Here is a 17,092-nt window from a genome sequence, read left to right on the forward strand (position 1 = left end):
CGTGCTGTCATCCTTCGTACGACGGCGATGTGGTTGCTAGGCACCGCTTCAGAACTCCAGACCGCCGCCGCGTGCGGCATCCGCGAGGGCGGCCACTCGACCGTGGTAGGCGTGCCCACCGCGGTCGAAAACCACCTTCTCGATTCCTGCCTTGCTCGCACGCTCCGCGACCAGCTCGCCGACCCGGGTTGCCTGGGCCTTCTTGTCGCCCTCGAACGTGCGCATCTCCGCTTCCAGCGTGGACGCCGATGCCAGGGTGTGCCCGATCGTGTCGTCGATGACCTGCGCGACGATGTGCCGCGTCGAACGACTGACGACCAGCCGGGGACGCTGGGGCGTGCCGCTGATCTTCTTGCGGATACGGGCGTGCCGCTGGGCACGGGCACGACGACGCTCGCCCGCGACGCTCTTGCCCACCGGCTTGCGCTTCCTGGTAGCTGTGGTGGTCTCGCTCATGGTCACTTACCCGTCTTCCCGACCTTGCGGCGAATGTTCTCGCCCGCGTAGCGCACACCCTTCCCGTTGTAGGGCTCGGGCAGGCGCAGCTTGCGGATCCTGGCGGCTACCTCTCCGACGAGCTGCTTGTCGATTCCCTTGACCGACAGCTTCGCCGGACCGTCCGTGGCGAACTCGATACCCTCCGGCGGTTCCATGACCACCGGGTGGCTGTAGCCCAGGGAGAACTCGAGGTTCTGACCCTTCTGCACCACACGGTAACCGACACCCTGGATCTCGAGGTCCTTCTGGAAACCCTGACTGACCCCGAGGACCATGTTGTTGATCAAGCTGCGCGACAGACCGTGCAACGAACGGCTGGCCCGCTCGTCGTCCGGACGCTTGACCAGGATCGAGCCGTCGGAGTCCTTCTCGACCCTGATCGGCTCGGAAATACGCTGGTGCAGTTTCCCCTTGGGGCCGCTCACCGTAACCGTCTGGCCGTCGATCTCCACCTCGACGCCGGAGGGAACGGTGATCGGCAACTTCCCGATGCGCGACATACCGTGGACTCCTCCTTCACCAGACGTAGGCGAGGACTTCCCCGCCCACACCATTACGCATCGCTTGCCGGTCCGTTTGCAGGCCGCTCGACGTCGAGATGATGGCGATGCCCAGTCCCCCCAGAACCTTCGGCAGGTTCGTGGACTTGGCATACACCCGCAGCCCGGGCTTGGAGACCCGGCGCAGCCCGGTGATGGACTTCTCGCGGTTGGGGCCGTACTTGAGCTCCACGACCAGTTCCTTGGTCTTGGTGCCCTGTTGCACGCGAGAGCCGGCCACGTAGCCCTCGCGCTGAAGAATGTCGGCGATGTTCGCCTTGAGCTTGGAGTGCGGCATCACGACTTCGTCGTGGTAGGCGCGACTCCCGTTGCGCAGACGCGTCAGCATGTCTGCGATCGGATCGGTCATCGTCATGGTGACCCTGTCAACCTTTCTCGTTCGGTTCCCCGGACCCGGATACCGCGCGGGAGCGCGGTCTGGATCCTGGCCTAAACGAAGTCGGGGTACTGGTTCCGCCCCACGACCCCGTCGGTCGGGGTGACGGAACTCCGTTCGTCGCGAGCCTCGTACCGGGCTGCAGCCACTGGCCCCGGTGACCGACGAGACCTCCCCACGGGGTTGTCCCGTCGAGACCACCTCACCAGGAGGACTTGCTGATCCCCGGCAGCTCACCCGCGTGGGCCATCTCCCGGAAGCAAATCCGGCACAGGCCGAACTTGCGCAGGACGGCGCGGGCACGCCCGCAACGCTGGCAACGAGTGTAGGCACGCACGCTGAACTTCGGCTTGCGCGCCGCCTTGTTGATCAGTGCTTTCTTGGCCATCGGCTCAGTTCTCCTCGTCTCGATCCGCAGCGACGGCCACGAGTCACTGTTCCCTGAACGGGAAGCCCAGATGCCGCAGCAGCGACCTGCCCTCTTCGTCGGTGGTGGCCGTTGTCACTACCGTGATGTCCATGCCGCGTGCCCGGTCGATCGAGTCCTGGTCGATCTCGTGGAACATCGACTGGTCGTTGAGCCCGAACGTGTAATTGCCGTTACCGTCGAACTGCTTCGGCGACAGGCCCCGGAAGTCCCGGATGCGCGGCAGGGAGATCGTGACCAGGCGGTCGATGAACTCCCACATGCGCGCCCCGCGCAGCGTCGCCCGTGCCCCGATCGGCATCCCCTCGCGGACCTTGAACTGCGCGATGGACTTGCGCGCCCTGCGCACCTCGGCCCGCTGACCGGTGATCGTCGCCAGGTCGCGAACGGCGCCCTCGATCAGCTTGCTGTCCCGCGCGGCATCGCCCACACCCATGTTGACGACGACCTTGACCACGCTGGGCACCTGCATCGGGTTGGAGTACCCGAATTCCTCCTTCAGCGCGGGGAAGATCTCGTCGCGGTAGCGGGTCTTCAGCCGCGGGACAATCCTCTCGGTGTTCTTCTCGGTGGTAGTCACGAGTCAGATGTCCTTACCGTTGCGGCGAGAGATCCGAACTTTCCTGCCGTCTTCGCCGGTGCGGTAACCGACGCGCGTGGGCTGGCCGTCCGAGTCCAGGACCATCACGTTGCTGACGTGGATCGGTGCTTCCTGCGTCACGATGCCGCCGGACTGCGCACCACGCTCGGTCCGCGAGACCCGGGTGTGCTTCTTGATCTGGTTGACGCCCTCGACCAGCACACGCTCCCGCTTGGGAAAGGCCTGGATGACCTTGCCCCGGGCGCCCTTGTCCTTGCCGGCGATGACGACGACCGTGTCGCCCTTCTTCACCTTCATCACAGCACCTCCGGCGCGAGCGAGATGATCTTCATGAACTTCTTCTCACGCAGCTCACGCCCGACGGGCCCGAAGATGCGGGTACCGCGCGGGTCCCCGCCCTGCCTGATCAGCACCGCCGCGTTCTCGTCGAACCGGATGTAGGAACCGTCCGGGCGACGCTTCTCCTTCTTCTGGCGGACGATGACCGCCTTGACCACATCACCACGCTTGACACCGGCGGCGGGGATGGCCTCCTTGACCGTGGCCACCACCACGTCGCCGATACCCGCGTAGCGCCGACCGGAACCACCGAGGACGCGGATCGTGAGGATCTCCTTGGCCCCGGTGTTGTCGGCGACTCGCAGTCGCGACTCCTGTTGGATCACGTTTACTCCTGACCCTAAGTTTCCGCACCCGACGTGCGGAGACACTCTGGCATGTCCGATTTCCGACCCGACATGCGCGGTCACAACAACCTGCGGGGGGCTTGTTCCACCCCCCGCAGGTGGCGTTACTTGGCCTTTTCCTGGATCTTGACCAGTCGCCAGCGCTTCGTCGCCGACAACGGTCGCGTCTCCATCAGCAACACCCGGTCGCCGACACCCGCGTCGTTGTTCTCGTCGTGCGCCTTGACCTTGGTGGTCTTGCGCATGATCTTGCCGTAGAGCGGGTGCTTCTTGCGGTCCTCGAGGGCCACGACGATCGTCTTGTTCATCTTGTCCGAGACGACGTAGCCCTCACGGGTCTTGCGCTGGTTACGCTGTGCGTTCTGCTCGTGCGTCACTGTTTCGCTCATGCCGCGCCCTCCTCGGCGCCCTCAGGAGACACCGACAGGCCCAGCTCACGTTCACGCATGATCGTGTAGATCCGGGCGATGTCCCTGCGAACCACGCGCAACCGTCGGTTGTTCTGCAACTGCCCGGTGGCCATCTGGAACCGAAGGTTGAACAGCTCCTCCTTCGACTCCCGCAACCGGGAGACGAGTTCCTCGTCGTTGAGCTCCCGGAGTTCGGAAGCGGTGACACCAGCAGCCATCAGAAGTCACCACCCTCGCGGGACACGATCTTGCACTTCATCGGAAGCTTGTGGACCGCGCGCCTCAGTGCCTCGTAAGCGATTTTCTCGTTCGGGTAGTTCAGCTCGAACACGACCCGACCCGGCTTCACGTTGGCGACCCAGTACTCCGGCGAACCCTTGCCGGAACCCATGCGGGTCTCGGCGGGCTTCTTCGTCAACGGCCGGTCCGGGAAGATGTTGATCCAGACCTTGCCGCCACGCTTGACGTGCCGGGTGATCGCGATACGCGCCGACTCGATCTGCCGGTTGGTCACGTAGGCGTGTTCGAGCGCCTGGATGCCGTACTCGCCGAAGTTGATCCGGGTGCCGCCCTTGGCGAAGCCCTTACGCTTCGGCGCGTGGCTCTTGCGCCACCTGACCTTGCGTGGGACGAGCACGTCTCAGTCCTCCGTCTTCTGTTCAGCGTGCGGCTCGCTGACAGCCGGAGCGTTCTCGGCGGCGGCGTCCGTCGCCGTCTGCTCCTGCTGCGGGCTCTCCGCGGAGCCACCGGACTTCGGGCCCTTCGCGGAACGGCCGCCCTGGGTACCGGTGTTCGTGGTGCCGGAGGCACCCGAACGACGCTTGCCGCCGCGCTCGGAACGGCGGCCACCACCGCCACCGCCCTCGCCGCGCGGGGGGCGCACCTCGGACTCCTGCTGCTTCTGCTTCAGGCCCCCGATGAGCTCGCCCTTGTAGATCCAGACCTTCACACCGATGCGGCCGAAGGTCGTGCGGGCCTCGAAGAACCCGTAGTCCATGTCCGCACGCAGCGTGTGCAGCGGCACCTGGCCCTCACGGTAGAACTCCGAGCGGGACATCTCGGCCCCGCCGAGGCGGCCGCTGCACTGCACCCGGATTCCCTTGACCTGGGACGAGCGCATGGCGGACTGGATGCCCTTGCGCATGGCCCGACGGAAGGACACGCGGTTGGACAGCTGCTCGGCGATGCCCTGGGCGACCAGCTGGGCATCGGCCTCGGAGTTCTTGACCTCGAGGATGTTGAGCTGGACCTGCTTGCCGGTCAGCTTCTCCAGCGAACCGCGGATGCGGTCCGCCTCGGCACCCCGCCGGCCGATGACGATGCCCGGCCGGGCGGTGTGAATGTCCACCCTCACCCGCTCGCGGGTGCGCTCGATCTCGACCTTGGAGATCCCGGCGCGCTCCATTCCCCGCGACAGGTGATTGCGGATCTTGACGTCCTCCGCGACGTACTCCGCGTACTGCTTGTCGGCGTACCAGCGAGACTTCCAGTCCGTGGTGATGCCGAGCCGGAAGCCGTGCGGGTTGATCTTCTGACCCACTACCGGGCACTCCCCTTCTGGCTGCGCTTACGAGACTTGCCCTGCCCCTTCGGCTGGCGCGACTCGACCTCGACCGTGATGTGGCTGGTCCGCTTCCGAATGCGGAAAGCACGTCCCTGGGCACGCGGGCGGAAGCGCTTCAGCGTCGGCCCCTCGTCCACGTACGCACGGTGCACCCACAGCGTGCTCGGATCGAGCGCGTTGTTGTTCTCCGCGTTGGCCACGGCACTGGCGAGCACCTTCGACACCGGACCGCTGGCGGCCTGCGGCGCGAACTTGAGCACGTCCAGGGCTTCGTTGGCGCTGCGGCCCCTGATGAGATCGACCACGCGCCGCGCCTTCATCGGCGACACGCGGACGAAGCGGGCCCGCGCCACCGCACGCGGATTCTCCTCCGCGGCACTGTCGTCGGTACGGGCATTCATCCTGCTACCCCTTTGCCCCGGGTCGCCGACGGAATCGGACGACCCGGCTCGTTCGTGTCACAAACCCGCTCAGCGGCGGCGAGACTTCCGGTCTTCCTTGACGTGACCCTTGAAAGTGCGGGTCGGGGCGAATTCGCCGAGCTTGTGCCCGACCATGTTCTCGCTGATGAACACCGGCACGTGCTTACGGCCGTCGTGAACGGCGATCGTGTGCCCCACCATGTCCGGGATGACCGTGGACCGGCGCGACCAGGTCTTGATCACCGTCTTCTTGCCGGACTCGTTGAGGGCGTCCACCTTCTTGAGCAGGTGGTCGTCCACGAACGGGCCCTTCTTCAGGCTACGTGGCATCGGTCGTTACCTCCCTGCTCAGCGCCGCTTCTTCTTGCCGGTGCGACGACGCCGAACGATGAGCTTGTCACTGGGCTTGCTGCGGCGGGTGCGGCCCTCGGGCTTGCCCTTCGGGTTGACCGGGTGGCGGCCACCGGAGGTGCGGCCCTCACCACCACCGTGCGGGTGGTCGATCGGGTTCATGACGACACCGCGGACGGTGGGGCGCTTGCCCCGCCAGCGGCTCCGTCCCGCCTTGCCCCAGTTGATGTTGGAGTGCTCGGAGTTGCCGACCTCGCCGACGGTGGCCCGGCAGCGCACGTCCACGTTGCGGATCTCGCCCGAGGGCATCCGCAGCTGGGCGTAGGGCCCTTCCTTGGCCACCAGCTGAACCCTGGTCCCGGCCGAGCGCGCGATCTTCGCTCCGCCACCCGGACGCAGCTCGATCGCGTGGATCACGGTGCCGGTGGGGATGTTGCGCATCGGCAGGTTGTTGCCCGGCTTGATGTCGGCCCGCGGTCCGCTCTCCACCATGTCGCCCTGCCGGACCTTGTCCGGGGCGATGATGTAGCGCTTCTCGCCGTCCCGGTAGTGCAGCAGCGCGATACGCGCGGTGCGGTTGGGGTCGTACTCGATGTGCGCGACCTTGGCCGGCACACCGTCCTTGTCGTTGCGACGGAAGTCGATCACGCGGTACGCGCGCTTGTGGCCGCCACCCTGGTGCCGGGTGGTGATCCTGCCGTGCCCGTTCCGGCCGCCCTTGCCGTGCAGCGGACGGACCAGCGACTTCTCCGGGTGGGATCGGGTGATCTCGGAGAAATCGGCCACGCTCGAACCGCGACGACCCGGTGTCGTCGGCTTGTACTTGCGAATGCCCATCTCTATCGCAGTCCTCAGTCTCCTTCGACGTGCCGTTCAGCGCCCTGCTCAGGCGGTTTGGCCGCCGAAGATCTCGATCGGCTTGCTATCGGGGGACAGCGTCACGATCGCCCGTTTGGTGTCCTTGCGCTTGCCGAACCCGTTGCGGGTGCGCTTGCGCTTGCCCTGGCGGTTGATCGTGTTGACACTCTTGACCCGCACGCCGAAGATCTTCTCGACCGCGATCTTGATCTCGGTCTTGTTCGAGCTCGGGCGGACCAGGAACGTGTACTGGTTCTCCGACAGGAGCGAGTAGCTCTTCTCGGAGATCACCGGCGCGATGATGACGTCTCGCGGGTCGGAAGTCACTGGTCTGCCTCCTCAGCCTGACTCGAAGTCGCGTCGGGAGTGACCGCGGTCCGGGCCGAACGCTTCGGCGACCGCTCGGTGACGAAGCGCTCGAAGGCCTGCTTGCTGAACACGACGTCGTCGTTGACCAGCACGTCGTAGGTGTTCAGCTGACCGGGTTCGATGATGTGCACGTGCGGCAGGTTCCGCAGGCTCAACCACGAGGTCTCCTCGCTGCGGTCGAGCACCACCAGCACGCGCCTGGCCTCGGTCACGGCCCGCAGCGCCGCCTTGGCCGCCTTGGTGGAGGGCCGCTCGCCCTCGACCACGTGCGTGACCACGTGGACCTGTCCCGCGCGGGCGCGGTCGGACAGGGCTCCGCGCAGCGCGGCCGCCTTCATCTTCTTCGGGGTGCGCTGCGAGTAGTCCCGCGGGGTGGGGCCGTGGACGGTGCCACCGCCGACGAACTGAGGAGCACGGATCGAACCCTGGCGGGCGTTGCCGGTGCCCTTCTGGCGGTACGGCTTCTTGCTGCCGCCGGAGACCTCGCCGCGGGTCTTGACGGAGTGCGTGCCCTGGCGCGCCGCGGCCAACTGGGCCGTGACGACCTGGTGCATCAGCGGCACGTTCGCCTTCGCGTCGAACAGCTCCGCGGGCAGGTCGACCTGTCCGTCGGTGTTCCCGTCCGGTGTGCGGACGTCGAGCTTAGCGGCCATCACGCACCACCCTTCGTAGAGCTCTTGACCAGCACGAGGCCGCCGTTGGGGCCGGGGATGGCTCCCTTGATCAGCAGCATCCCGGACTCCTCGTCGACCCGGTGCACCTTGAGGTTCTGGGTGGTCACGCGCTTGCCGCCCATACGACCCGGCATCTTCTTGCCCTTGAACACCCGAGCGGGGTAAGCGCAGCCACCGATGGAGCCCGGCTTGCGGTGCACGGCCTGCGTACCGTGGCTCTGCCCCTGACGGGCGAAGCCGTAGCGCTTGACCGTACCGGCGAAGCCCTTGCCCTTGCTGGTGCCGACCACGTCCACGTGCGACCCGGCCTCGAACACGCTGCTCGCGGTCAGTTCCTGACCGAGCTCGTAGTTGGGGGCCTCCGCGGTGCGCAGCTCGACCAGGTGACGGCGCGGCGTCACGCCCGCCTTGGCGAACTGGCCGCTGCGCGGCTTGTTCACCTTGCGGGGGTCGATGGCGCCGAACGCCAGCTGGACGGCCTGGTAACCGTCTTTCTCCTTGGTACGGATCTGGGTGACCAGGTTGGGCCCGGCTTCCACGACCGTCACCGGAACGACCCGGTTCTGGTCGTCGAAGACCTGGGTCATCCCGACCTTGGTGCCCAGAATCCCCTTCAACTGCCTTTCAGACATGGCTCTCGTTCTCTCCGCCGCCTGTCACTGAACCGAATGCGCGTCGACCGCTCACTGGATATTCACATCGACACTTGCCGGCAGGTCGATGCGCATGAGCGCATCCACCGTCTTCGGCGTCGGCTCGACGATGTCGATGAGCCGCTTGTGCGTCCGCATCTCGAAGTGCTCCCGCGAGTCCTTGTACTTGTGCGGGGAGCGGATGACGCAGTAGACGTTCTTCTCGGTGGGCAGCGGCACCGGCCCGACAACCGAAGCGCCGGTGCGCGTCACGGTCTCGACGATCTTGCGTGCGGACGCGTCGATCGCCTCGTGGTCGTAGGCCTTGAGCCGGATGCGGATCTTTTGTCCCGCCATAGTGGCTTGCCGTTCCTCTGTCTCGTGCCGCTAGTACCTAGCGCGGTGCGTAGACCCGACGTCGCCGACTCCTTCGCGGTCACGTGTGGCACACGTGTCCCGCGGGCTCGCCGGCGCGGCGCCACGGTCCGCAGCCCGCCCCTGTTCAGGTGTCTGGGTGCCCGGCACACGCGGTCGGGCGTGTCGCCCGCGCGATACAGGCCGGTCCCATCGATCCACGCCGATGAGATGGATCCACAGGGATCCGTACACCTCGGGTTGCCACCCATATCGGCCCCGGCCGGAACGTCTGTCCGGCGGCACCCGCGCAACCGGATACGCCGGTCCGCGAAGTGAATCACGGGCACGGCGCGCCCACGTCAGGGCGGCCGGACCGAATCACGAGGCGACAGCGTCGCCTCTCGGCCCAGCCGCCCTGACAGGCAACCCATTCAGGGTGACACACCGGGTGTGCCACCCCGAACCGGGGGTGGGGTTCCCGCTCCGGAACACCCCGGAGGGGAACCCCGCCCTCACTTGTTGATCTTGATGACGCGGCCCGCGCCGACCGTGCGGCCACCCTCGCGGATCGCGAAACGCAGCCCTTCCTCCATCGCGATGGGCTGGATGAGCTGCACGGACATCTCCGTGTTGTCACCGGGCATGACCATCTCGGTGCCCTCGGGCAGGGTCACCACACCGGTCACGTCGGTGGTACGGAAGTAGAACTGCGGACGGTAGTTGTTGAAGAACGGCGTGTGCCTACCGCCCTCGTCCTTGGACAGGATGTAGACCTGAGCCTCGAACTCGGTGTGCGGGGTGGTCGTGCCCGGCTTGATGACGACCATGCCGCGCTCGACGTCCTCACGCTTGACACCACGCAGCAGCAGACCGACGTTGTCGCCGGCCTGACCCTGGTCGAGCAGCTTGCGGAACATCTCGACACCGGTGACCGTGGTCTTGATCGGCTTCTCCTTGATACCGACCATCTCGACCTCTTCGTTCACCTTGATGACACCGCGCTCGACACGGCCGGTGACCACGGTCCCGCGACCGGTGATGGAGAAGACGTCCTCCACCGGCATCAGGAACGGCTGGTCGGTGGCACGCTGCGGGTCCGGCACGCTGGCGTCGACGGCGTTGAGCAGTTCCATGATCTTCTGGCCCCACTCGGCGTCGCCCTCCAGCGCCTTGAGCGCGGAGACGCGCACGATCGGCACGTCGTCGCCGGGGAAGTCCTGCTCGCTGAGCAGCTCACGGACCTCCATCTCGACCAGGTCCATGATCTCCTCGTCGTCGACCATGTCGGCCTTGTTCAGGGCGACGAGGATGTAGGGCACACCGACCTGCTTGGCGAGCAGCACGTGCTCACGGGTCTGCGGCATCGGACCGTCGGTCGCCGCGACCACCAGGATCGCACCGTCCATCTGGGCGGCACCGGTGATCATGTTCTTCACGTAGTCCGCGTGGCCCGGGGCGTCCACGTGGGCGTAGTGCCGCGCCTCGGTCTGGTACTCGACGTGCGCGATCTGGATGGTGATCCCGCGGTCCTTCTCCTCCGGAGCCTTGTCGATGTCCTCGAAAGGCGTGTAGGGGTTCAGGTCCGGGTGGTTGTCGTGCAGGACCTTGGTGATGGCCGCGGTCAGCGTGGTCTTGCCGTGGTCAACGTGACCGATGGTCCCGATGTTGACGTGGGGCTTGTCCCTCTCGAACTTCGCCTTCGCCACTGGAATGTCCTCCTGGACTTGTGATCGTTTCCGCCGTGCGACGAGCTCCGACCGCGCCTGCCGCGCGGGGACCACGTAACGGGCGGAGTCCTGTCGGGTTGTGTCCTCGCCCCGCTTCTGGAGCGCGGAAGCGGGGCGATGTCGACTACGCGGGAGTCACTCCCCCGTAGTCTTCGCGATGATCTCCTTGGCCACGTTCGCCGGAACCTCGCCGTAGGAGTCGAACACCATCGAGTAGTTCGCGCGCCCCTGCGTCTTGGAACGCAGGTCGCCCACGTACCCGAACATCTCGGACAGCGGCACCAGCGCCTTGACGACGCGGGAACCGCCACGCTCCTCCATGGCCTGGACGTGACCACGGCGGGAGTTGAGGTCGCCGATGACTTCACCCATGTACTCCTCGGGTGTCGTCGTCTCGACAGCCATCAACGGTTCGAGCAGCGTCGGACTGGCCTTGGCGGCCGCTTCCTTCATCGCCATCGAACCGGCGACCTTGAACGCCATCTCCGAGGAGTCGACCTCGTGGTACTGGCCGTCCACCAAGGTCATCTTGACACCGACCATCGGGTAGCCCGCCAGCACGCCGACCTGCATGGCGTCCTGGGCCCCTTCGTCCACCGAGGGAATGTACTCGCGGGGGATGCGTCCACCGGTGATCTGGTTGTCGAACTCGTAGGTCGGGCTGTCCGCCGTCTGCTCGATCGGATCGAGGTTGATCACCACACGCGCGAACTGACCGGAGCCACCGGTCTGCTTCTTGTGGGTGTACTCGTGCTTCTCGACACGCTTGCGGATCGTCTCGCGGTAGGCGACCTGCGGCTTGCCGATGTTGGCCTCGACCTTGAAGTCGGTCTTCATCCGGTTGACCAGGACCTCCAGGTGAAGCTCACCCATGCCCTTGACGATGGTCTGCCCGGTCTCCTCGTCGTACTTGACCTGGAAGGTCGGGTCCTCTTCGGCGAGCTTCTGGATGGAGTTGGACAGCTTCTCCTGATCGGCCTTCGTCTTCGGCTCGATCGCCACCTCGATGACCGGGTCCGGGAAGCTCATCGACTCCAGAACGATCTGGTTCTGGGGGTCGCAGAGCGTGTCACCGGTGCTGGTGTCCTTCAGCCCGACCACCGCGTAGATGTGCCCGGCCTGGGCCTCGTCGACCGGGTTCTCCTTGTTGGAGTGCATCTGGAAGAGCTTGCCGATGCGCTCCTTGCGGTCCCGGGTCGGGTTCATCACCTGGGCACCCTGCTCGATCTTCCCGGAGTAGACCCGGACGTAGGTGAGCTTGCCGTAGAAGGGGTGCACGGCGACCTTGAAGGCCAGCGCGGAGAACGGCTCCTTGGTGCTCGCCTCCCGCGAGGCGGCTTCCTCGGAACCGGGCAACACACCCTGCACGGCGGGGATGTCCAGCGGCGAGGGCAGGTACTCCACCACGGCGTCGAGCATCGGCTGCACGCCCTTGTTCTTGAAGGCCGTGCCGCACATCACCGGGAAGGCTTCCTGGTTCAGCGTGAGCGTGCGGATGCCCTGCTTGATCTGGTCGACGGTCAGTTCCTCACCGCCGAAGTAGGCCTCCATCAGCTCCTCGCTGGACTCCGCGACGGACTCCAGCAGCTCGTTGCGGTACTCGTTGGCCGTCTCGACGAGGTCCTCGGGGATGTCCTCGATCTCGTACTTGGCGCCCTTGGCCACGTCACCGCGCCAGGTCAGCGCCTTCATGCTGACGAGGTCGACCACGCCCTCGAAGTCGGACTCGCTGCCGATGGGCAGCTGCAACACCAACGGCTTGGCGTCGAGCCGCTCCCGGATGGTGCCGAGGGTGAAGTAGAAGTCGGCGCCCATCTTGTCCATCTTGTTGACGAAGCAGATGCGCGGGACCCCGTACTTGTCGGCCTGCCGCCACACCTGCTCGGACTGGGGCTCGACTCCCTCCTTGCCGTCGAACACCGCGACGGCACCGTCGAGCACGCGCAGCGAGCGCTCCACCTCGGCGGTGAAGTCGACGTGCCCGGGGGTGTCGATGAGGTTGATCTGGTGATCCTGCCAGAACGTCGTGGTGGCAGCCGAGGTAATGGTGATACCCCGCTTCTGCTCCTCCGACATCCAGTCCATCGTCGCGGCGCCGTCGTGCACCTCACCGAGCTTGTAGTTGATGCCGGTGTAGTACAGCACACGTTCGGTCGTGGTGGTCTTGCCCGCGTCGATGTGGGCCATGATGCCGATGTTGCGGACCTTGGTCAGGTCGGTCAGCACGTCGCGTGCCACGAGTTCGTCCCCGTTCCTACAGCAAGCCTGAAGCTGTCGAATCGGTGAGCCGAGGCGGGCAATACAGCCGACCCGGCGTCACCACCGGTAATGAGCGAAGGCCTTGTTGGACTCCGCCATCTTGTGCGTGTCTTCGCGCTTCTTGACACTCGCACCGAGACCGTTGCTGGCGTCGAGCAGCTCGTTCGTGAGGCGCTCGATCATGGTCTTCTCCCGACGCTGACGGGCGAACCGCACCACCCAACGCAGAGCCAGCGTGGTCGAACGACCGGCACGCACCTCGACCGGAACCTGGTAGGTCGCGCCACCGACACGGCGGCTGCGTACCTCCAGCGAGGGCTTGACGTTGTCCAACGCGCGCTTGAGCGTCACGATCGGATCGGTGCCGGTCTTCTCACGGCAGCCTTCCAGCGCCGAGTACACGACACGCTCGGCCAGCGAACGCTTCCCGTCGATGAGAACCTTGTTGATCAGCTGGGTGACCAGCGGGGAGTTGTAGACGGGATCAGAATCCACTGACCGCTTGGGGGCGGGACCCTTGCGGGGCATCAGCTCTTCTCCTTCTTCGCTCCGTACCGGCTGCGGGCCTGCTTGCGATTCTTCACACCCTGCGTGTCGAGCGAACCGCGGATGATCTTGTAGCGGACACCGGGGAGGTCCTTCACACGGCCGCCGCGGACGAGCACGATCGAGTGCTCCTGCAGGTTGTGACCCTCACCAGGGATGTAGGCGGTGATCTCCATACCGCTGGTGAGCTTGACACGAGCAACCTTGCGCAGTGCCGAGTTGGGCTTCTTCGGAGTAGTCGTGTACACGCGCGTGCACACTCCACGACGCTGCGGGCTTCCCTTGAGCGCCGCGGTGGTGACCTTCGAGGCCTTGTCGTGGCGGCCTTTTCGGACCAACTGCTGGATGGTGGGCATGGACCGGCTTTCTTCTCGAGCGTTCGTGTCTTGGTGGTACTCGCTTCACGGCAGCGCTCGTTCGAGCACCGTTCGCACCCCTGGCGCCGAGCACCGTGTACCCAGGTCTCTGTGTACTTGGGTCTCCTCACGCCCCACACCCCGCGACACGAGGTCGGGCGTGTCGCCCGTCCCTCAGCCGTGTGGCAGGGGCGGCGTCCCAGCGGGTGTGCACCCCGGAGGGCCGTCAGGAGAGTTCCGCACCATCCACGGGCGCTCCCCCGCCGACCACACGGGCGGTTCTCGCGCACGGACATGCGGAGTGACCCGAGGGGTTTCGGGTCCAAGTCATAAAGATACCTGCCCCGTTTGCAGGGGGTCAAAACGGGGGTACGCATGCGCGCCGCTACGTCTCTGCCGCGACTCTACCCACCGTGGCAAGAGTGCGCGACCTCCTCGCCCGCCCCGAACCGCCCCTCCGAGTCCGTTCGGGCGGGGATTCCGCCCCCGCCCGCACGACCATCACACGATCAGGTGGGACATCAGTTCTCGACGGACTCCCCCGTCAGATCGAGTTCACCGGTGCTGACGCTGTTGATCCGCCGTGGCGCGGGCTTGGGGGGACGCCCCTCCCCGAGCATCGCCGAGCCCGCCTCCGCCGAGCCGCCGTCCCCGCCGCCCACGGGAGCGACCGGTTCCGGGGTGCCCCGGGAGCGCTCCGCCCCGGAGGCAGGCACCCCGTCCTCCTCCGAGCCGGGGGAATCCGGTGCCGGCTCCGCGACCTCGGCGGAAGCGGGTGCCTCCCCGGCCGACTCCGGGACCACCGGGATGACGCTGGTCTCCCGCCCGTCCTCGGCCTCGGCACCGTCCCCTCCGGTCACGGGGGCCACCGTCTCCCCCTCGCGGGTTCCGTCCACGGCCCCCTCCCCCGCGCCCGCGAGGGGGTTCGGCTCCGCCTCCGTCGCCTCCCGGCGTGCGGTGTGGTGCGGGGCGCCGTCCTCCGCCTCCTCCGGCAGGGGCGCGCTCCACCGCTGCTGCCGCGGATCCCGCTCGACGGGTTCCTGATCCGGTTCCCGCTGCTGCCCGGACCCGCTCTGCTCCGGTGCGGTGTCGTGTTCGACGTCCGGTTCGGAGTCGGGGAGGCCGGGCTCGGACTCCGACCCGGTGTCCACCACGGTCGCCGTCCCGGCGGCCTCCGGCGCAGCGGGCTCGACCCGCACCGGGTACCGACGACGCCAGTCACCGTCCTCCTCGACGGCCACCGAAGGAGTCTCGGCACGCAGCCGCGCGTCGAAGGCGGCGACGCAGTCCATGGCCATCCGTTCCACCGTGTCCCGCAGTTCCAGCTCGGCCATCCAGTCCACGGGAAGGGCACCGACACCGAGCTGGGCCCCCACGATGCCGCCGCACACCGCCGCCGCGGCGCTGCTGTTGCCCGAATGGTGGACGGCCGTGCGCAGCGCATCACGCACGTCCTCGGCGGTCAACGCCGCGCAGACCGCGATCCCCAGGGCCTGGTCCGCGCGTGTGCCCCCGCCCAGTCGGGACTCCAGGTGATGGGGCTCCGGCCTGCCGGCGGCGGCGAGTTCGGCCGCCTCGGACAGTGCCGCGCTGGTGTCCTCGTGGCCCTGCCAGGTCTCCAGCACCTGAAGCGCCAGCCACACCCCGTCGTCCAGCCCCCTACCGAGCACGGCCTGCTGCACGATCACCGCGAACGCCCCGGCGGGCAGATACCCGCTCGGGTGACCGTGGGTGAGGCTCGCGATCCGCACCCCGAGGTCGAACACCTCGGCGGGCTCGGCCGACCAGAACGCGGCCGGCAGGGCACGCACCAGCCCTCCGCAGCCGGTGGAGTTGTCCACCGGCGCCGTCTGGTCACCCTGCGCGGAGCGGTCCCCGAAGGCCTCCAGCTCGGCGTAGACCGAACCGCCCGGGGAACGCACGGCGAAGAGCTCGGGCACCCCGACCAACCAGCCGTCCGGTTCCGGAAACCGCGTGACCAGGTCACCCACGGCCCACGGCCAGGAGACGCCCTGGGTGTGCAGCCAGCGCTGACTCGCCAGACGCACCTCGCGGAACGGGTCGGCGTCCCCGCCCGCCTGGGCCTCGCCCGCCCGGATCAGTCCCTCGCAGGTGAACAGCATGGTCTGGGTGGCCGCCGTGACCGCCCCCCTGCTGCCCGCGTACTCGGTCATCCCGCCGGGACCGCGCGCGCCGTAGCGCGCGGTGAGCTCCTCCGCCGACAGGGGGGTCGGTCCCGCGCCGAAGGCGTCGCCGGTGGCACTGCCCAACAGGCAACCCAGGATCCGTTCGGTGGTGGAGGGCACGGCCGCGTCCGGTTCCTCGACCACCGCGTGCTCCCCGCCCGAGGAGGGGACCGTGGAGGCTTCCCCCGGCGGATCGGGTTCACCGGTCGGCTCGGCGGTGGGCTCGGCCCCCTGCATGGTCATGCTCTCCATGTAGGGCACCTCGACGGAACGCCCGGTGGACAGGCGGGAGACCAGCTCCTCCCAGGAAGGGTCCTCCTCGGAGCCACCGCCCTCCTCCCCTCGGGAGTGCTCGCCGTCGGCGCCCTCCCGAGACGGGGTGCCGTCCCAGGGGTTCCGCGGGAGCGGAGGAAGCTCGTCCATGCCCGGGAGCCTGATCCGCGCTCCCTCCCGCGCGGGTTCCTCCGAATCCCGGGGGCCCTCCGCGGCGGAGACGACCCCGAAGGTGGTGTCCCGCCGGGGATGCTCCGCCTCCGAGCTCGGCGCTCCCTCCCCGTCCGGGGACTCCTCCCCCGGGAGAGTGGTTCCGAGTTCCGGGGGGACCTCCTCGTCGGGCACGGGCTCAACCTCGCCGCCCGGAGGTCCGGAGACCTCGTCGGTGTCCGGCTCCTCGTGCGCGGAGGGACGCGGCGGCCGGCGCTCCCCGACTTCGGCGGCCTCGGGGCCGGCGGGGAGAGGTCCCTCCGCCACAGGAGGCTCCGGCGGCTCCGGCGCGGAGACGGGCTCCTCCGAGCCGTGCACCGTCCCGGAGGGCGGCTCCTGCCGATCGTGCCTCTCCGTCCACTCGGGCGTGCGCAGGACGATCCGGTCGGTTCCCTCCCCGGAGCCGTCGGGGTGCGGTTCCGTCCGCTCGGGTTCCGCGCCCGCCGTGGTCCCGGCCTCCCCCGGATCCGTGGCACTTCCTTCCGCGCTGGCCGGCACCGAGCTCTCCGCGTGGTCCCGCTCCCACGGGGCGCTGCGTCCCGCCGCGTGGGGGAGACCGTGGGGGTCCGTGTCGGGTTCCTCCTCCCGCGCCGGAGGCGTGTCACCACCCGGGGGCTCCCCCGCCGGAGAAGAGGTCTCCCCTTCCGGGGTTTCCTCCGACGTGCCGGGCCGTTCCCCGGTGAACCGTCGCCCGGCGGGGGCGGTTTCCGGGATCTCCTCCACCACGGGGGGCAGCACCTGGGTGGGCGG

At 67.6% G+C, this 17,092-nt stretch carries 23 protein-coding genes; all 23 read right to left on the bottom strand.

What is annotated here, in order from left to right:
- Window positions 1–48: 48 nt before the first annotated feature.
- Window positions 49–462 (bottom strand): 50S ribosomal protein L18, encoded by a 414-nt coding sequence (rplR, locus tag CEP50_RS11965; protein WP_106114037.1) that lies wholly within the window; start codon window positions 460–462, stop codon window positions 49–51.
- The gene (rplF, locus tag CEP50_RS11970; protein WP_019852832.1) at window positions 459–998 is read right to left on the bottom strand and encodes a 50S ribosomal protein L6; all 540 of its coding nucleotides are present in this window, start codon (window positions 996–998) and stop codon (window positions 459–461) included. The genes rplR and rplF overlap by 4 nt, the downstream gene beginning before the upstream one ends.
- A gap of 16 nt (window positions 999–1,014) precedes the next feature.
- Window positions 1,015–1,413 carry a 30S ribosomal protein S8 gene (gene rpsH / locus CEP50_RS11975; RefSeq protein WP_019852831.1) on the bottom strand — a complete coding sequence of 133 codons (399 nt, stop codon included), beginning with the start codon at window positions 1,411–1,413 and terminating at the stop codon, window positions 1,015–1,017.
- A gap of 223 nt (window positions 1,414–1,636) precedes the next feature.
- Window positions 1,637–1,822: a type Z 30S ribosomal protein S14 gene (locus CEP50_RS11980; RefSeq protein WP_019852829.1), complete on the bottom strand. Its 186-nt coding sequence runs from the start codon at window positions 1,820–1,822 to the stop codon at window positions 1,637–1,639.
- A 43-nt stretch (window positions 1,823–1,865) separates the two neighbouring features.
- Entirely contained in the window at window positions 1,866–2,441 is a 576-nt protein-coding gene (gene rplE, locus CEP50_RS11985) for a 50S ribosomal protein L5 (protein WP_019852828.1), read from the bottom strand.
- Between the two features lie 3 nt (window positions 2,442–2,444).
- Window positions 2,445–2,759, bottom strand: a complete 315-nt coding sequence (gene rplX / locus CEP50_RS11990) for a 50S ribosomal protein L24 (protein WP_019852827.1) — start codon at window positions 2,757–2,759, stop codon at window positions 2,445–2,447.
- Window positions 2,759–3,127 (bottom strand): 50S ribosomal protein L14, encoded by a 369-nt coding sequence (gene rplN, locus CEP50_RS11995; protein WP_106114038.1) that lies wholly within the window; start codon window positions 3,125–3,127, stop codon window positions 2,759–2,761. Before rplN ends, rplX begins: the two co-directional genes overlap by 1 nt.
- Window positions 3,128–3,252: 125 nt before the next feature.
- On the bottom strand, window positions 3,253–3,537 hold the full coding sequence (rpsQ, locus tag CEP50_RS12000) for a 30S ribosomal protein S17 (RefSeq protein WP_019852825.1): 285 nt from the start codon (window positions 3,535–3,537) through the stop codon (window positions 3,253–3,255).
- On the bottom strand, window positions 3,534–3,776 hold the full coding sequence (rpmC, locus tag CEP50_RS12005) for a 50S ribosomal protein L29 (protein WP_019852824.1): 243 nt from the start codon (window positions 3,774–3,776) through the stop codon (window positions 3,534–3,536). Before rpmC ends, rpsQ begins: the two co-directional genes overlap by 4 nt.
- Window positions 3,776–4,195 carry a 50S ribosomal protein L16 gene (rplP, locus tag CEP50_RS12010; RefSeq protein WP_106114039.1) on the bottom strand — a complete coding sequence of 140 codons (420 nt, stop codon included), beginning with the start codon at window positions 4,193–4,195 and terminating at the stop codon, window positions 3,776–3,778. Before rplP ends, rpmC begins: the two co-directional genes overlap by 1 nt.
- A 3-nt stretch (window positions 4,196–4,198) precedes the next feature.
- On the bottom strand, window positions 4,199–5,098 hold the full coding sequence (rpsC, locus tag CEP50_RS12015; protein ID WP_019852822.1) for a 30S ribosomal protein S3: 900 nt from the start codon (window positions 5,096–5,098) through the stop codon (window positions 4,199–4,201).
- On the bottom strand, window positions 5,098–5,523 hold the full coding sequence (gene rplV / locus CEP50_RS12020) for a 50S ribosomal protein L22 (protein ID WP_181188351.1): 426 nt from the start codon (window positions 5,521–5,523) through the stop codon (window positions 5,098–5,100). Before rplV ends, rpsC begins: the two co-directional genes overlap by 1 nt.
- Window positions 5,524–5,592: 69 nt before the next feature.
- Window positions 5,593–5,874 carry a 30S ribosomal protein S19 gene (rpsS, locus tag CEP50_RS12025; protein ID WP_019852820.1) on the bottom strand — a complete coding sequence of 94 codons (282 nt, stop codon included), beginning with the start codon at window positions 5,872–5,874 and terminating at the stop codon, window positions 5,593–5,595.
- Window positions 5,875–5,892: 18 nt separating this feature from the next.
- A complete protein-coding gene (gene rplB / locus CEP50_RS12030) occupies window positions 5,893–6,732 on the bottom strand; it encodes a 50S ribosomal protein L2 (RefSeq protein ID WP_106114040.1) in 840 nt (279 codons plus the stop codon).
- A 48-nt stretch (window positions 6,733–6,780) separates the two neighbouring features.
- Window positions 6,781–7,080, bottom strand: coding sequence for a 50S ribosomal protein L23 (rplW, locus tag CEP50_RS12035; protein WP_019852818.1), 300 nt, complete (start codon window positions 7,078–7,080; stop codon window positions 6,781–6,783).
- On the bottom strand, window positions 7,077–7,775 hold the full coding sequence (gene rplD, locus CEP50_RS12040; RefSeq protein WP_106114050.1) for a 50S ribosomal protein L4: 699 nt from the start codon (window positions 7,773–7,775) through the stop codon (window positions 7,077–7,079). The genes rplW and rplD overlap by 4 nt, the downstream gene beginning before the upstream one ends.
- Window positions 7,775–8,428 carry a 50S ribosomal protein L3 gene (gene rplC / locus CEP50_RS12045; RefSeq protein WP_106114041.1) on the bottom strand — a complete coding sequence of 218 codons (654 nt, stop codon included), beginning with the start codon at window positions 8,426–8,428 and terminating at the stop codon, window positions 7,775–7,777. Before rplC ends, rplD begins: the two co-directional genes overlap by 1 nt.
- Window positions 8,429–8,479: 51 nt before the next feature.
- The gene (gene rpsJ / locus CEP50_RS12050; RefSeq protein WP_017976809.1) at window positions 8,480–8,785 is read right to left on the bottom strand and encodes a 30S ribosomal protein S10; all 306 of its coding nucleotides are present in this window, start codon (window positions 8,783–8,785) and stop codon (window positions 8,480–8,482) included.
- A gap of 512 nt (window positions 8,786–9,297) precedes the next feature.
- Window positions 9,298–10,491, bottom strand: coding sequence for an elongation factor Tu (gene tuf / locus CEP50_RS12055; protein ID WP_019852815.1), 1,194 nt, complete (start codon window positions 10,489–10,491; stop codon window positions 9,298–9,300).
- Between the two features lie 156 nt (window positions 10,492–10,647).
- The gene (fusA, locus tag CEP50_RS12060) at window positions 10,648–12,750 is read right to left on the bottom strand and encodes an elongation factor G (RefSeq protein ID WP_106114042.1); all 2,103 of its coding nucleotides are present in this window, start codon (window positions 12,748–12,750) and stop codon (window positions 10,648–10,650) included.
- A gap of 78 nt (window positions 12,751–12,828) precedes the next feature.
- On the bottom strand, window positions 12,829–13,299 hold the full coding sequence (rpsG, locus tag CEP50_RS12065; protein WP_106114043.1) for a 30S ribosomal protein S7: 471 nt from the start codon (window positions 13,297–13,299) through the stop codon (window positions 12,829–12,831).
- Window positions 13,299–13,673, bottom strand: a complete 375-nt coding sequence (gene rpsL / locus CEP50_RS12070) for a 30S ribosomal protein S12 (RefSeq protein WP_019852812.1) — start codon at window positions 13,671–13,673, stop codon at window positions 13,299–13,301. The genes rpsG and rpsL overlap by 1 nt, the downstream gene beginning before the upstream one ends.
- Before the next feature lie 521 nt (window positions 13,674–14,194).
- The coding region (locus tag CEP50_RS12075) for an ADP-ribosylglycohydrolase family protein (RefSeq protein WP_106114051.1) at window positions 14,195–17,092 on the bottom strand (2,898 nt) is incomplete at its 5' end.

The organism is Actinopolyspora mortivallis (genome assembly GCF_003001495.1).
GTDB lineage: Bacteria > Actinomycetota > Actinomycetes > Mycobacteriales > Pseudonocardiaceae > Actinopolyspora > Actinopolyspora mortivallis_A.

Excerpts from the sequence above, each read along its gene's own strand:
- rplF (WP_019852832.1), bottom strand. The coding sequence starts at position 998 with ATGTCGCGCATCGGGAAGTTGCCGATCACCGTTCCCTCCGGCGTCGAG.
- rpsH (WP_019852831.1), bottom strand. The coding sequence starts at position 1,413 with ATGACGATGACCGATCCGATCGCAGACATGCTGACGCGTCTGCGCAAC.
- CEP50_RS11980 (WP_019852829.1), bottom strand. The coding sequence starts at position 1,822 with ATGGCCAAGAAAGCACTGATCAACAAGGCGGCGCGCAAGCCGAAGTTC.
- rplX (WP_019852827.1), bottom strand. The coding sequence starts at position 2,759 with ATGAAGGTGAAGAAGGGCGACACGGTCGTCGTCATCGCCGGCAAGGAC.
- rpsQ (WP_019852825.1), bottom strand. The coding sequence starts at position 3,537 with ATGAGCGAAACAGTGACGCACGAGCAGAACGCACAGCGTAACCAGCGC.
- rpmC (WP_019852824.1), bottom strand. The coding sequence starts at position 3,776 with ATGGCTGCTGGTGTCACCGCTTCCGAACTCCGGGAGCTCAACGACGAG.
- rplV (WP_181188351.1), bottom strand. The coding sequence starts at position 5,523 with ATGAATGCCCGTACCGACGACAGTGCCGCGGAGGAGAATCCGCGTGCG.
- rpsS (WP_019852820.1), bottom strand. The coding sequence starts at position 5,874 with ATGCCACGTAGCCTGAAGAAGGGCCCGTTCGTGGACGACCACCTGCTC.
- rplB (WP_106114040.1), bottom strand. The coding sequence starts at position 6,732 with ATGGGCATTCGCAAGTACAAGCCGACGACACCGGGTCGTCGCGGTTCG.
- rplD (WP_106114050.1), bottom strand. The coding sequence starts at position 7,775 with ATGGCCGCTAAGCTCGACGTCCGCACACCGGACGGGAACACCGACGGA.
- rplC (WP_106114041.1), bottom strand. The coding sequence starts at position 8,428 with ATGTCTGAAAGGCAGTTGAAGGGGATTCTGGGCACCAAGGTCGGGATG.
- rpsJ (WP_017976809.1), bottom strand. The coding sequence starts at position 8,785 with ATGGCGGGACAAAAGATCCGCATCCGGCTCAAGGCCTACGACCACGAG.
- rpsG (WP_106114043.1), bottom strand. The coding sequence starts at position 13,299 with ATGCCCCGCAAGGGTCCCGCCCCCAAGCGGTCAGTGGATTCTGATCCC.
- rpsL (WP_019852812.1), bottom strand. The coding sequence starts at position 13,673 with ATGCCCACCATCCAGCAGTTGGTCCGAAAAGGCCGCCACGACAAGGCC.